Origin of the sequence: Amycolatopsis sp. NPDC051372 (assembly GCF_040682095.1) — a bacterium.
Taxonomy (GTDB): Bacteria; Actinomycetota; Actinomycetes; order Mycobacteriales; family Pseudonocardiaceae; genus Amycolatopsis.
Genome location: NZ_JBFBAF010000019.1, coordinates 1 through 11,705, shown reverse-complemented (window position 1 = coordinate 11,705; position 11,705 = coordinate 1). Strand labels below are relative to the sequence as shown.

The following is an 11,705-nucleotide window of genomic DNA, read 5'->3' as shown; positions in this document are numbered from 1 at the left end:
ACGGCGGCCGAGGGGAAACCCCAGCCGCCGTCCCGTTTTCGCACCCCCGCCGAAAAGCTCAGTCCACCAGCAGGTCCTCCACCATGATCGGGATGTGGCGGACCCGCACGCCGGTCGCGTTGTAGATGGCGTTGGCGATGGCGGCGGCAACGCCGACGGTGGCGATTTCGCCGATGCCGCGGGCGCCGACGGCGTTGTGGAAGGTGTCGGGGTACTGGACGAAGTGGACGTCGATGTCGGGGATGTCGGCGTTGACCGGCAGGAGGTAGCTCGCGAAGTCGCCCGTGGCGAAGCGGCCCCAGGTGTCCAGCTCGAGAGCCTCGTGCAGCGCCGCGGAGACGCCCCAGATCATGCCGCCCTTGATTTGGCTGCGGGCGAGCTTGTCGTTGATGATGCGGCCGCCGTCGAAGACGCCCAGGAGGCGCGAGACGCGGGCCTCGCCGGTGAGGCGGTGGACGCGGGCCTCGCAGAACTGGGCGCCGAACGAGCTGAACGAGTGTTTGGTCAGCTCCTCGCCCGGCGCTGAGGAACCCGTGGCGGACAAGGAATCCCGGCCGACGGCGCGCAGCAGTGAGCCGAAGGGCATGGTGTCCGTGTCGCCGTGGATGTGGCCGTCGGCGTAGGTCACCTCTTGGCCCGCGAAGGGGGCGCCCGGCGCGGAAGCCAGAGCCAGCAGCGCGTCGAGGACCTCGCTCGCCGCGAGCATGATCGCGGTGCCGACGCTGGCCGTCGCCGTGGAGCCGCCGGACATGCCGCCCGGGGGAAGCTTGGAGTCGCCCAGCCGAGGGGTGATCCGGGACGGCACGAGGTCCAGCGATTCCGCGCCGACCGACGACATCACGTTCAGCAGGCCCGTTCCCGGGTCGGCGCCGCTGGTGGCGACCTCGGCGGTGCCGTCCGCGTTAAGGGTGATGCCGACCGTCGCGGGGAAGCGCAGGGCGGGGAACATCGCCGTCGCCATGCCGACGCCGACCAGCCAGTCGCCGTCGACGCGGCCCTGCGGCCGCGGAGACCAGCCGAACTCGCGCGCACCGACGGCGAAGCACTCGTCGAGGTGTTTGCTCGACCACTGCAGGTCTTTGCCGGGTGGGGCGAGCGAGCTGTTGCGCACGCGCAGCTCGATCGGGTCCATGCCCAGCGCCACGGCCAGCTCGTCCATCGCGCTCTCCAGCGCGAACGAGCCCGGCGCCTCACCCGGCGCGCGCATGAACGTGGTCGGCGGGATGTTGAGCGGCACCATCTTCTGGCTGATGGACAGGTTCTTCGTGGCGTACCACTCGCGCGAGGTGCCGTGCGAGGTCGGCTCCACGAACGACCGGTCCATCGCCGTGCTGGACCACGAGTCGTGGCGCAGGCCGAGGATCGTGCCGTCGGCGTCGGCGCCGATGGTGACCTTCTGCAGCGTCGCGGCTCGCGTGGCCGTCGCCGTGAAGACCTGCTCGCGCGTCAGCGCCGCCTTCACCGGCCGGCCCAGCTCCTTCGCCGCCGCGGCCGCGAGGAACGCGGGCGTGGACGTGCGCCCCTTGCCGCCGAACGCGCCGCCGACGTAGGGGTTGATCACGTGCACGGCCGAGACGTCGAGGGCGAGCGCGCCGGCGAGCTCCATGGCGATGAGGTTGCTGCCCTGGTTGCCGGTGTAGACCGTGAGCTCGCCGTCGTCCCACACCGCGACGGCCGAGTGCGGCTCCATCGCGGCGTGGTTCTGCGTGGCCGTGCGATAAGCGTGGTCCACCACGAACGGCGCGGCGGCGAACACGTCCTCAATGGACTCGACGTCGTCGGCCAGCACCTCGATCTGAGGCGGGTTCCCGCGCGACTCCGGCGCGTCCTCGGCCGAGGCGAGCCCTTCGTCGAACGAAACCAGCGCCGGCTTCTCGTCGTACGTGACGTCCACCAGCATGGCCGCGTCGCGCGCCTGCTCGAACGACTCCGCGACGACGAACCCGATCGGCTGCCCGTAGTAGTCGACGTCGGTGTTGCGCAGCGGCACCCAGGTCTCGCCCATGATCGGCGACACCGGCGGCGTGCGCAGGTCCAACCGGTCGAACGGCGTGTAGACGGCGAGGACGCCCGGCGCCTTCTTCGCCGCATCGGAGTCCATGCTCTCGACCTGGCCGTGGGCCACAGTGCTGACCACGACGTAGCCGTAGGCCATGCCCGGGAAGTTGTGGTCCATCGCGTACTTCGCGCGCCCGGTGACCTTCAACGGCGCGTCGAGCCTGTCAGTCATCGACGGCTCCCTTCGGTCAGCTCCAGCAGCGCGCGCACGACGGTGCGCTTCACCAGGGACACCTTGAACGAGTTGAACGCCAGCGGCCGCGCGCCTTCCGCGGCCAGAGAAGCTGCCTGCTCGAACGACTCCTGCGTGACAGGCTTGCCCCGCAACGCTTCCTCCACCGCCGTGAGCCGCCACGGAACGGTCGCCACCCCACCGACGGCCACCCGCGCGTCGGCGATCACGCCATCCCGCACGTCCAGCGCCACCGCCGCCGACGCCAACGCGAACTCGTACGACTGGCGGTCGCGAACCTTGACGTAGGTGGAGTTTTCGGCCCAGTCCAGCCGCGGCACGCGCACCTCGGTGATCAGCTCGCCGGGGCGCAGGTCGTTCTCCACGTCCGGTGTTTCGCCTGGTGTGCGGTAGAAATCGGTGAGCTTCACCGTGCGCTTGCCGGTCTTGCCGGTGAGTTCCACCTCGGCATCCAGCGCGACGAGCGCCACCGCGACGTCGCTGGCGTGTGTCGCCACGCAGGAGTCGCTGGTGCCGAGGATCGCGTGCATGCGGTTGACGCCCGCCAGCGCGGAGCAACCGCTGCCCGGGTCGCGCCGGTTGCACGGCATGGTGACGTCGCGGAAGTACGAGCACCGCGTGCGCTGCATCAGGTTGCCGCCGATGCTGGCCATGTTCCGCAGCTGCTGCGAAGCACTCAGCAGCAGCGCGCGCGAGATCGCCGGGTACACGCCGGGGTGCGCGGCGATGTCGCCCATTCGTTCCAGAGCCCCGAAACGCAGGCCGTCAGTGGTGTCGATGCCGCGCAGCGGGAGGTCGTTGATGTCCAGCACCCGCTGCGGGGTGAGGACGTCGAGCTTCATCAGGTCGACGAGCGTGGTGCCGCCGGCGAGGAAGGTTCCGGACGCGTCGAGCGCGTCTTCGACAGTGGTGGGCGCGGTCAGCTCAAACGGTCGCATCGGCCCGCCTTGCCTGCTCGGCGGCCTGCTCGACTGCGGCCACGATGTTCGGGTACGCCGAACAGCGGCACAGGTTGCCGGACATGAACTCGCGGACGTCCGCGATGTCGTCGCGCACGGCGGCGACGGCCGACATCACCTGCCCGGACGTGCAGAAGCCGCACTGCAACGCGTCCTGGTCCACGAACGCCTGTTGCACGGGATGCAACCCGTCCTCAGTGGACAGACCTTCGACCGTGGTGACCGGCCTGCGCACGGTGGCCGCGAGGGTGAGGCACGACAGGACGGGTTTGCCGTCGACGTGCACGGTGCAGGCGCCGCACTGGCCGCGGTCACAGCCCTTCTTGGGGCCGGTCACGTCCAAGCGTTCGCGCAACGCGTCGAGCAGCGTGACGCCGGGTTCGACGGCGAGCTGTTCGACGCGTCCATTGATTTCGAGGGAGATGTCCACTGGAACTCTTTCCCGCAGGATGGGGTTGTGGTGGGAGAAGCCGGCCACTCGGAACGCGAGCGCCGGGTACGCTAGCGGATAGTCATCCGCTCAGACTCGCGTTTCCGAGGTTATCGGATTACTATCCGCTTCGCAACGAGGTGCAGGTCCTGGAGCTGCTCCAAGCCCTGCACTACAGTCCTGAGCAGGGAAGACGCCGGCTGGAACGGGAGGAACGATGTCGACGGGATCGGTCAGCCCGCGACGTGCGGACACCCGGCGCAACCACGAGCGCATCCTCGCTGTCGCGGCCCAGTCGCTCGCGTGCTCGGGCGAGGTCTCGTTCAACGCCATCGCGAAGCAGGCCGAAGTCGGCGTCGGCACCGTGTACCGCCACTTCCCCACCGTGGCCGACCTCATCCTCGCCGTGTACGAGCGGGAGGTGTGCCAGCTCGTGAACGTCGTGCCGACGCTGCTGGAGCGGTGCCCGCCGGAACAAGCGTTCCGCGTGTGGGCGAGCGAGCACCTCGCGCACTACCTGATCACCAAACGCGGCCTCGCCACGGCCCTGCGCGCGGCCTCGAGCAGCGCCCAACTGCCGGCCCACGCGTACAAATCCCTGGTCGACGCCCTCGACACCCTGCTGAAGGCCAACATCGCCGCCGGCACCGTCCGCCCGGACATCTCGGTGGACACGGTGATGCGCGCCATGGCGGGCTTGCTGCTGCTCCGCCCGGACGAGGATTGGAAGGCGGCCACGGAAAGTCTCGTGGACTTCGTGTGGCGAGGGATGCGCGCGGACTGACGGCCGAGCTCAGCGACCGCAAATCCGCAGTGCCGGCCGTAGTCGCGCCAAGCGAGGCACTCTTCAACTACTGGGACTGACCTGCCCGCGCGATGACCACCGCGACCGGAACTCGGGCGTCCGGGTCGAAGAGCGTCTCCGATTCGATGGTGAAGCCCGCGGTGCGCAGGAAGGCCGACATGGTGGCGGGGCGGCGTCGGTGGATGTGGACGTGCATGGGGTGGCCGCCGTAGCCGGAGGTTTTGCACGTGGTCACGTCGCCGACGTGGAAACCGACCAGGGCCACGCCGCCGGGGCGGAGGGCCCTGTGGAAATGGGTCAGAACCGTCGGCAGGACGGCGTCGGGAATGTGGATGAGGGACCAGATGGCGAGGACGCCGCCCAGCGAACCGCTGGGGACGGGGAGGTCCGTCATCGAACCGACGGCGAACGGCACGCCGGTGTGGGCGCTGCGGGTGAAGGCGATCATCTCGGGTGAGAGGTCGAGGCCGAAGGCGTCGACGCCCAGGGTGCGCAGGTGGGCGGTGACCCAGCCGGGGCCGGAGCCGATGTCGGCGACGCGGCCGTCGGTGAGTTCCGCGAAGAGGCCCAGCAAGGAGCGCAAGTGCGGCTTGCCGGCGAGGGTGTCGCGCAGTTGGGCCGCGTAGCTGGGGGCGACGGTGTCGTAGGAGGCGCGGATATCCGACAGCCAGGAAGTCACTACTCCCCCGTCGAGAGGACCTTGAGGTTCAGGCCGGCGCGTTCGAAGCGGCCGCGGGGGTCGTCGACGAGGCGGCGGGCCTCCAGATCCATTAGGCCTACCGTGCAGGTGATCTCGGCCGAGAGGGTGCCGTCGAGTTTGAGGATGCGGGAGGTCATCCAGAAGACCTTGCCGTCGCCGAAACGGGCGTCGCAGGTGACGTCGACGGTGTCGCCGCCGCGGAGTTCGCGGCGGTAGACGATGTGGGACTCCAGCAGGACCGGCGCGACGTTTTCCTCGCGCAGCCGGGAATCGCCCGCGGATTCGAAGAGTTCGATGCGCGAGACCTCGCCGTAGGAGTGGTAGACGGCATGGTTGAGGTGGCCCAGCGAGTCGAGCTCGTAATGGCGCACCTTGATGCGGGTGCGGAACGGTTCGCGATCGGTCACGCGCCCACTCTAGATCTCGGTGAAAGCTAGGTCTCGTAGAACAGCTCCTCGACCACCGCGTGCGCGCGGCGTGTGACGCGGCGGTAGGTGTCGAGGAACTCGCCCGGGTCGTCGTCCACGGTGTAGCCGAACACGCGCGCCACGGCGGCCAGGTCCCGGCCCGAGCCGGGCACCTCGTCGACGGCCTTGCCGCGCACGAGCATCCCGGCGTTGCGCACGTGCGTGGCCAGCAGCCACGCCTCGCGCAGGTAGTCGACCGACTCCTGGGGCGCCAGACCCGTTTCCGCGAGCGCCGTCAAAGCGTCGAGCGTCGACGCGGTGCGCAGGCTCGGCTGCTCGTGCGCGTGCTGCAGCTGCAACAGCTGCACGGTCCACTCGACGTCGGCCAGCCCGCCGCGGCCGAGCTTGGTGTGGCGCGTCGGGTCGGCGCCGCGGGGCAGCCGCTCGGTTTCCACGCGCGCTTTGATGCGGCGGATCTCGCGGGCCTTCGTCGCGTCCAAGCCGCCCTCGGGGTAGCGGACGGGGTCGATCATCGTGATGAACCGCTCGCCCAGCTCCTCGTCGCCGGCGATGAACCGCGCGCGCAGCAGCGCCTGTGCCTCCCAGACCTCGCCCCAACGCTGGTAGTACGCGCGATACGACTCCAGCGTCCGGACCAGCGGCCCGCTGCGTCCCTCCGGCCGCAGGTCGGCGTCGACGACCAGCGCCGGGTCGGAGCTCGGCGCGCCCAGCATCTTGCGCACGGTCTCGGCCACCGACGAAGCGAACTTCACCGCGTCGGAGTCCGACACACCTTCCGCGGGCTCGCAGACGAACAGCACGTCGGCATCCGAGCCGTAGCCCAACTCCGCGCCGCCGAGCCGGCCCATGCCGATCACGGCGACGGTGGCCGGCGTGCGTCCCAGCTCCGCCTGCCGCTTCCGGTACGCCGCGGCCAGCGCACCCTGCAGCACGGCGACCCACACACTCGACAGCGCCTCGCACACGGCCGGAACGTCCAGCAACCCCAGCAAATCCGCACACGCCACGCGCAGCAACTCGTGCCGCCGCAACGAACGCGCTGCCGCCACCGCCGCGTTCAACCCGGGCTGACGCCGCACGGCCGCCCGCAACGACGTCGCCACCTCGGCCGGCTTCCGCCCCGTCAGCCGAGCCGGTTCTCCCAGCAGCTGCAACACTTCCGGCGCACGCACGAGCAGGTCGGGCACCAGCTTCGACGTGCCGAGCAGGAACGCGAGCCGCTCCACCACCGTGCCCTCGTCGCGCAGCACGCGCAGGTACCACGGCGTGTCCTCCAGCGCCTCGGACACCTTCCGGTACGACAGCAGCCCGCCGTCGGGATCCGGTGTGTCGGCGAGGAAATCGAGCAGCACGGGCAGCAGTGCCTGCTGGATCGCCGCGCGCCGCGACACGCCCGAAGTCAGCGCCTTGATGTGCTGCAGCGCGCCTTCCGGCGCCGCGTACCCGAGCGCGGCGAGCCGGCTCGCGGCCTGCTTTGTCGTGAGCCGCAACGCTTCCGTCGGCACGTTCGCCACCGACTGCAGCAGCGGACGGTAGAAGACCTTCTCGTGCAGCCGCCGGATGCCCTGCGCGTGGCGGCGGAACTCGGCGAGCAGCTCCTGGCCCTGGCTCCGCCCGCGCACCGCGCGAATCCCGCACGCGCGCGCGAGGATGCGCAGCTCGTCGGTGTCGTTCGACTCCGGGAACAGATGCGTGCGCCGCAGCCGGCGCAGTTGCAGCCGGTGCTCGACGGTGCGCAGGAACTCGTACGAAGTCCCCATTTCGGCCGAGTCCGCGCGCCCGACGTATCCGCCCTCGCCCAGCGCCGCCAGAGCCTCCATTGTGGACGGTGAGCGCAGCTCGGGGTCCACGCGCCCGTGCACGAGCTGCAGCAGCTGCACAGCGAACTCGACGTCACGCAGCCCGCCGCGGCCCAGCTTCAGCTCGCGCTCGGCGTGCGCCGCGGAGACGTGGTCCTCCACGCGCCGGCGCATCTGCTGCACTTCGGTCACGAAGTTCTCGCGATCGGCGGCCGCCCACACCATCGGGGCGACCATCTTCGCGTATTCCTCGCCCAGCCCGGCATCACCTGCGACCGGGCGCGCTTTGAGCAGCGCCTGGTACTCCCAGGTCTTCGCCCACTTCTGGTAGTACGCCGTATGTCCCTCGAGCGTGCGCACGAGCGCGCCGCTCTTGCCCTCCGGTCGCAGCGCCGCGTCGACCTCGAAACACGCCTTGCCGACCACCCGCATCATCGTGCTGGCCAGCCGCGTCGCCACGCCGAGGTCGCCGGCGCCGACGAAGATCACGTCGACGTCGCTCACGTAGTTGAGCTCGCGCCCGCCGGTCTTGCCCATCGCGATCACGGCCAGCGCGCCCTCGGCACTCGCCCCAACCTCCTGTTCGGCCACGGCGAGGCCCGCCTTCAGCGCGGCCTCGGCCAGAAGCGTCAGCTGGTGGGTGATGTCCTTGAACGACGGGTGGTCGAGCCCCTCCTCCACGAGGTGCCCGAGGTCGACGGCCGCGATGCCGAGCAGCAGCCGCCGGTACGCCGTCCGCAGTGCCTGCTCGGCGGCCAGACCGGTGACGTACGTGCCGTCGTCCTGGCGCAGGTCGTCGCACAGCCGATCGGCGAACTGCTCGGGCACGGTGCAGCGGTGGTCGACAAGGCAGTGCCACTCGCCGGGGTTGGCGGCGAGGAAGTCGCCTAGCGCGGTGGACGTGCCGAGCACCCCGAGCAGGCGGCCGCGAAACGTCCGGTTGTCGCGCAGGGCCCGGTCCAGCTCGGGCCACGCGCCTTCGTCGGCCTCGCGGATGCGGTCGAGGCCCTGCAACGCGAGGTCCGGGTCGGCGGCGCGCGAGAGGGCCGCGAGCACGTCGGCGGTGCCCTCGACCGGTCCCGCGGCGTCCCACCAGCCCGCCGCACGCAACTGGGCGTCGGCCTTGTCGTCGGTGAAGCCGTACCGGGCCGCCGATGCGGCCGTCCGCGCGCGCTCTGCCATCTCCTTCACCGTAGCCGGATCCGCGTCGGCTGAGCAGGCAGGCACACGTTCACTTTCAGGCGGCGAGGCGGTCGGGTTCCGTGTCGGCGGCCGAGGGCTCCGGCACCTGGAAGCTGTGCGCGGTGACGGGCCGGCGGCGTGAGAGCACGTAGATGCCGACGCCGATGGCGATGCCCACGACACCGACGCCGATGGTCCCCGCCGTGCCGAGCGACGCGAGCTTCCCCGCGGCCGCGCCGACGAGGGCGGCCGCCGGCAGCGTGAACAGCCAGGCCACGACCATGCGCCCGGCCATCCGCCAGCGCACCGGCGCCTCGCGACGGCCGACACCCGAGCCGACGATCCCGCCGGAGCACACGTGCGTGGTCGAGAGCGGGAAACCGAAGTGCGACGACAGCAGGATCACGGCGGCGCTGCTCGTCTGGGCGGCGAAGCCCTGCGGGCCTTCGATGTCGGTGAGGCCCTTGCCGAGCGTGTGCGTGATGCGCCAGCCGCCGAGGTACGTGCCGAGCGCGAGGGCCGACGCAGCGCTGATGATCACCCAGATCGGCGGCGCCGAGCCCGCGGGCAGGCCGCCGGCGCTGACCAGCGTCAGGGTGATCACGCCCATGGTCTTCTGGGCGTCGTTGGTGCCGTGCGCGAGGGAGACGAGCGACGCGGACAAGATCTGACCGACGCGGAAGCCGCGTCCACCGCGCTTGCGGACGAACAGCTTGTAGACCAGATACGTGAAGCCGGCCGCCACCAGGCCGGCGATGATCGGCGACGCGGCGGCCGGCACGAGGACCTTGTCCACGATCTTGCCGAAGTGCACCGAGTCGGCGCCCGCCGAAACCCAGGTGGCGCCGATGAGGCCGCCGAACAGCGCGTGCGACGAACTCGACGGCAGGCCGACGTACCAGGTGACGAGGTTCCAGACGATCGCCCCGATCAGGCCGCCGAAGACGATCGACGGTCCGATCTTGGTGTCGTCGACGAGACCGCTGGAGATCGTCTTCGCGACCTCCACCGACAGGAACGCACCGGCGAGGTTCAGCACCGCCGAGATGGCTACCGCGACCCGCGGTTTGAGCGCGCCCGTGGCGATGGAGGTAGCCATCGCGTTGGCCGTGTCGTGGAAGCCGTTGGTGAAGTCGAAGACGAGGGCCGTGCCGATGACGACGACGACCACTAGCGAGGGATCCACCCCGGTCCTCCATACCTACGGGAGCATCTCTCGCAAGGTACCCGACCGATCGAGTGAATCGTCAACGCTGCGTTAGTGATCCGTGCATCATCCGTTAAGCAAGCGGCAATGTGTGTTGACTCTCCGCCGCCGCGTCGAGCTCACCGGCGGCCAATCGAACGAACCGGTGCGCGAACGGCCGCCAAGTCTCGGCGATGTCCGCGTGCACAGAGATCAGCCTCTCCGGCGTGAGCGCCCCCGGTCGGGTGAGTTCCGCCATCTCGGGCTCGTCCTCGGCCCAGCGGCGCACGAGGTCCGGCGTCGTCTCGATGTGGAACTGCACGCCGTAGACGCAGCGCCGCAGGCGGAACGCCTGGTTCTGGTACAGCGGCGCGGACGCGAGCAGCTCGGCGCCGGGCGGGAGGCGCTTGATCACGTCGTTGTGGAACTGGATCACGTCCTGCATCAGCGGCAGGTCGGCGAACAGCGGGTCGGTCCAGGCGGCGTCCTTCTTGGAGACGAGCGCGGGGCCGACCTCGGGCCCGTTCTCGCCGACCACGACCTGGCCGCCGGTGGCCGCGGCGAGCAGCTGCGCGCCGAGGCAGATGCCGAGCGTCGGGAGCTGCTTGCCGGTGGCCTGGCCGAGCAGCCTGCGGACATCGGCGAGCCACGGATGGCGCTCGTCGTCCAGGGCACCCATGCCGCCGCCGAGGCAGACGACGCCCGCGTAGCCGTCGAGGTCGGCGGGCAGCTCGTGCTCCGGTGGGTTTCGGACCTCGAGCTCGGCGCCGGCCTCGGTCAGCCAGTCACCGAGCGGGCCGAGGGGGTCGCCGACGTCGGGTTGGATGATCAGCAGACGTGTCACCTCTCCAGGGTACGGAGTGGGGTGAGGTGCGCGGTCTCGGTGGGGTAGCCGGCGTTCTGCCACGTGGTGATGCCGCCGGAGAGACGCTTCGCCGTGAAGCCGAGGGCAGACAGGCGGAGCGCGCCCTGGGTGGCGGCGTTGCAGTGGATGCTTTCGCAGTAGCAGACGTAGACGAGGTTCTTGTCGAGGTCGCGGGTGCTGTCCTCGGTGATGTTCTTGTAGGGCAGGTGGATGGCACCGGGGATGCGCGCGCTCGCGTACGCCTCGGCCCCGCGGGTCTCGGCCAGGACGTACCCGTCGGTGCGGCCCGCGGCGAGGTCTTCTGCCAGGTCGACGGGGTCGACCTCGAAGCCGAGCTCGCGCCCGAAGTAGGTGACGGCTTGGTTCGGTGCCGGGGTCTCGAACTGGAGGATGCGGGGTTTCATGGGGTCAATCGTCGCTTGGCGCTGGGTGTTCGCCACAGAGCCGAACCCTGGTGATCGGGTTGGTTAGCCTGGGATTTCCTCGTTCGGGCCGTGCTCTGCCGGGAGTTTGTTCTGTGAACCACTTCGTGGACCTCGACACCGTCGACTGGCAGCTGATCGAACTCCTGCAGTCCGACGGCCGCCTCACGTTCTCCGAACTCGGCCGGCGGGTGTCGCTGTCCGCCCCCGCCGTGACGGAGCGAGTGCGCCGGCTCGAGCAGCGCGGGGTGATCACGGGTTATACCGCTCGCATCGACGCGTCCAAGCTGGGCCTGCCGATCGAGGCGATGGTCCGCGTGCGCGTCCGCAGCCTCGACGGCCCACGGTTCCGCGCGACGATTCTGCCCCTGTCCGAGGTTGTCGCCGCCGACCACATCACGGGCGACGAATGCTGGCTGCTGCGCGTGCGCTGCCGTTCGACGAGCGAGCTGGAGACCTTCGTGGAGCGCGCCCAGCGCTACGGCGAGACGACGACGTCGCTGGTCTTCTCGTCTCCCGTGGTGAGCCGGCCGATCACCCGTCCCAGCTGAGCCGGCCGGTCGAAAAGGTCGGGAAATAGAGTCAGGCCCCGGGAGAACCGTGAAGATTCTCGACCGGGGCCTACTCTAAGTAAGTTCGGCGGCGTCCTACTCTCCCACAACCCTTCGGTTGCAGTAC

11 protein-coding genes are annotated in these 11,705 nt (G+C 70.2%); 2 read left to right on the top strand and 9 right to left on the bottom strand.

Going from position 1 to position 11,705, the window contains the following annotated elements:
• Window positions 1–58 precede the first annotated feature (58 nt).
• The 3 genes from AB0M56_RS27025 to AB0M56_RS27015 are packed head-to-tail and all read right to left on the bottom strand — an operon-like array spanning window position 59 to window position 3,640.
• Complete coding sequence (locus AB0M56_RS27025) at window positions 59–2,230, bottom strand: xanthine dehydrogenase family protein molybdopterin-binding subunit (RefSeq protein ID WP_364180548.1); 2,172 nt, start codon at window positions 2,228–2,230, stop codon at window positions 59–61.
• A complete protein-coding gene (locus tag AB0M56_RS27020; protein WP_360588193.1) occupies window positions 2,227–3,189 on the bottom strand; it encodes a xanthine dehydrogenase family protein subunit M in 963 nt (320 codons plus the stop codon). Before AB0M56_RS27020 ends, AB0M56_RS27025 begins: the two co-directional genes overlap by 4 nt.
• Window positions 3,176–3,640 carry a (2Fe-2S)-binding protein gene (locus AB0M56_RS27015; protein WP_364180546.1) on the bottom strand — a complete coding sequence of 155 codons (465 nt, stop codon included), beginning with the start codon at window positions 3,638–3,640 and terminating at the stop codon, window positions 3,176–3,178. The genes AB0M56_RS27020 and AB0M56_RS27015 overlap by 14 nt, the downstream gene beginning before the upstream one ends.
• A gap of 217 nt (window positions 3,641–3,857) precedes the next feature.
• Here AB0M56_RS27015 and AB0M56_RS27010 point away from each other — a divergent pair, with 217 nt between their 5' ends.
• Window positions 3,858–4,424 carry a TetR/AcrR family transcriptional regulator gene (locus AB0M56_RS27010; RefSeq protein ID WP_364180545.1) on the top strand — a complete coding sequence of 189 codons (567 nt, stop codon included), beginning with the start codon at window positions 3,858–3,860 and terminating at the stop codon, window positions 4,422–4,424.
• Window positions 4,425–4,491: 67 nt separating this feature from the next.
• Here AB0M56_RS27010 and AB0M56_RS27005 read toward each other — a convergent pair whose 3' ends face one another.
• The 6 genes from AB0M56_RS27005 to AB0M56_RS26980 all read right to left on the bottom strand — a co-directional run bounded on the left by AB0M56_RS27005 (window position 4,492) and on the right by AB0M56_RS26980 (window position 11,009).
• Window positions 4,492–5,124, bottom strand: a complete 633-nt coding sequence (locus AB0M56_RS27005; RefSeq protein WP_364180543.1) for a class I SAM-dependent methyltransferase — start codon at window positions 5,122–5,124, stop codon at window positions 4,492–4,494.
• Window positions 5,124–5,552 (bottom strand): acyl-CoA thioesterase, encoded by a 429-nt coding sequence (locus AB0M56_RS27000; protein WP_364180541.1) that lies wholly within the window; start codon window positions 5,550–5,552, stop codon window positions 5,124–5,126. The genes AB0M56_RS27005 and AB0M56_RS27000 overlap by 1 nt, the downstream gene beginning before the upstream one ends.
• Window positions 5,553–5,578: 26 nt before the next feature.
• Window positions 5,579–8,554, bottom strand: coding sequence for a bifunctional [glutamine synthetase] adenylyltransferase/[glutamine synthetase]-adenylyl-L-tyrosine phosphorylase (locus AB0M56_RS26995; RefSeq protein ID WP_364180540.1), 2,976 nt, complete (start codon window positions 8,552–8,554; stop codon window positions 5,579–5,581).
• Between the two features lie 55 nt (window positions 8,555–8,609).
• On the bottom strand, window positions 8,610–9,740 hold the full coding sequence (locus AB0M56_RS26990) for an inorganic phosphate transporter (RefSeq protein WP_364180538.1): 1,131 nt from the start codon (window positions 9,738–9,740) through the stop codon (window positions 8,610–8,612).
• Window positions 9,741–9,834: 94 nt separating this feature from the next.
• On the bottom strand, window positions 9,835–10,584 hold the full coding sequence (locus AB0M56_RS26985; RefSeq protein ID WP_364180536.1) for a type 1 glutamine amidotransferase: 750 nt from the start codon (window positions 10,582–10,584) through the stop codon (window positions 9,835–9,837).
• On the bottom strand, window positions 10,581–11,009 hold the full coding sequence (locus AB0M56_RS26980) for a rhodanese-like domain-containing protein (RefSeq protein WP_364180535.1): 429 nt from the start codon (window positions 11,007–11,009) through the stop codon (window positions 10,581–10,583). Before AB0M56_RS26980 ends, AB0M56_RS26985 begins: the two co-directional genes overlap by 4 nt.
• Before the next feature lie 125 nt (window positions 11,010–11,134).
• On the opposite strand from AB0M56_RS26980, the gene AB0M56_RS26975 reads away from it, so the two are divergent.
• Window positions 11,135–11,578: an Lrp/AsnC family transcriptional regulator gene (locus AB0M56_RS26975; protein WP_364180863.1), complete on the top strand. Its 444-nt coding sequence runs from the start codon at window positions 11,135–11,137 to the stop codon at window positions 11,576–11,578.
• Window positions 11,579–11,705: the final 127 nt, after the last annotated feature.